At 69.7% G+C, this 2,072-nt stretch carries 2 protein-coding genes; both read right to left on the minus strand.

The annotated features are described in order from the left end of the window. Positions 1-291, minus strand: a 291-nt coding sequence (locus tag BMW85_RS47980) for a transposase (protein WP_143082684.1), incomplete at its 3' end; no start/stop codon positions are given. 118 nt (positions 292-409) lie between these two features. Next, complete coding sequence (locus BMW85_RS47985; RefSeq protein WP_091094444.1) at positions 410-2,002, minus strand: IS1182 family transposase; 1,593 nt, start codon at positions 2,000-2,002, stop codon at positions 410-412. Positions 2,003-2,072 lie beyond the last annotated feature (70 nt).

Consider the following 2,072-nt stretch of genomic DNA (forward strand, 5'->3'; position numbering starts at 1 on the left):
GTCCAGCACCCACGCCTGCGGCGCCACCACCCTGACCGCACGCTGCGCCAGACATCGCCGTACCGCCACGTAATCCCAGGTCGAGGAGGTGATGAACTGCTGCAGCCGCTGGTGATCCACCCCCAGCCGCTCCGCCATCGGCACCATCGACTTACGCCGCCCGTCCAGCATCAGCCCTCGCAGGTACAACCCGCCGTTGGACCGCTGCTCCCGACGCGCGAAGGAGGTGAACACCTCACCCGCGAAGTCCTCAAGACGGCCACGGACATCAGCCAGCTCCGCCGGAGTCATGCCACGACCGTCTCATAGAGACTCGAACTAACAAAGTACTACTAGGAGCCTTCTGAAGATGTTGTTTGGTGTTCTGGACAGCAGACAGAAGGGCCAGGCACACCCCGCTTCCGGTGCTTCAGCCGGTGGCCGGCCGGAGCGTCCAGTCCCCCTGGACGTGAGTGAGTCCGAGGTTGATCAGGCGGCGCATGTTCAGGGCGGCTGCCCGCAGGTTGAGCCAGAGGTTGTTGCGGCCGACGCCGCGGTAGCGGAGCTTGCGGGCGCCGCCGTCCGCGCCGATCAGCCAGGCGATGGAGCGTTCGACCATGGGCCGGTGCTGCCGGTAGGCGGCTCGCAGCCGGGGGTCGGTGGCCCATACGTGGCGGGCCTGGCGTAACAGCGCGTCGTGGGGGTGCAGGCGCAGGGTGCGGCCGTCCTTACTGGTGGTGCAGCGTTGCCGCAGGGGGCAGGTGCTGCAGGCGGCACCGAAAACGACATGCCGGGCCGGGGTGATGTGCCGTTGCACCCCGGCCGGGCAGGTGACGGTGCCGGCGACCTCATCGACATGGAAGTCGCCGATGGTGAAGCCGCCGGCCACGGCTGGGCGCAGCGGTGCGGGTTTGATGACGGCGGTGTGCCCGGCATCGGCGAGCGCGGCGCGGGCATCGCCGGTGCCGTAGGCGCTGTCACCCAGCACCTCGAACGTTGCCGGGCCGGCGGGTTCCCCGGTCAGGAGATCCACGCCGACCTCCGCCTCGTGGTTGCCCGCACCGGAGGCCATGGTCAGCCGGACGCCGGTGAACAATCCGGTATCGGGTTCGATCACGACGTGGCCCTTGTAGCCGTCCTGCCGGTGCTGCACGGTCTTGTGCACGTGCCGCGTCTGGGGATCGACGGTGGAGATGATGCGGTCCGGGGCGACTTTGCGGGCGATCCGCCAGCGTCCGTCGGTGCCGTCGGAGCCCTCGGCCGGCTCGACGTCCTGACCGGCCACCAGCGCCAGCAGTGCCAAGGCCTGGCCGGCCGCCTCGTCCAGTTTGCCCGCCCGCGCGGCCGTCTCGAACGCGGCCACTACCGCGAGGGCGTCGGTGACCAGGGCGGATACCAACTCCTGGCGGGCTGTGGCGTCGTCCCAGGCAATCGCGGGCTTGCCCGCCTGGCCGTAGTCGGTGGCGTGACAGCGTTCGGTGATGACCTGGGCGGCGCCGGGCACCTGCCGGCCCGCCCGCCGGATCGCCGCGATCAGTTGAGTGATGGTGTCCTGGGTCGCGACCGCGTCCTCCAGCACCACCGAGTCCAGCACCCGCCGGGTCCGGCCGGACAGCACCCCGCTGGCCGCGGCCACCTGGCTGACCCGGGCGAAGATGCGGTTCGGGTCACCCGATCGGCGCAGCCGCTGCCGGAAGTACACCAGCAGCGAGGGGTCGAACCCCCGATCGTGCAGGCCGAGCCCGCAGGCGGCCTTCCACCGCAGATCACAACGCAGCGCCAGCGCCGCCTCCGGGTCGGAGTGGTGCAGCAAGGCCTGCAACACCAGCACACACGCCAGTTCCTGCGGCGGGATGCTCGGCCGGCCATCGGTCGCGGCGTACAGGTCGGCGAACATCTCCTCGGGAAACAGCTCATCGCGATGCTCGGCCAAGAACGCGTACACGCTGCCTGCCGGGATCAGCTCCCGGCAGGTGCTCCACACATCCGGCCCTACCGGCCGTGCGGGACGATGCCCCATCATGCTGCCCAGCCTGAACCTCGGCCTACATGATCGGAAGTCTGACCAGCAACATCATCAGAAGGCTCCTAGG

Origin of the sequence: Nonomuraea wenchangensis, from assembly GCF_900111685.1 — a bacterium.
GTDB lineage: Bacteria > Actinomycetota > Actinomycetes > Streptosporangiales > Streptosporangiaceae > Nonomuraea > Nonomuraea wenchangensis.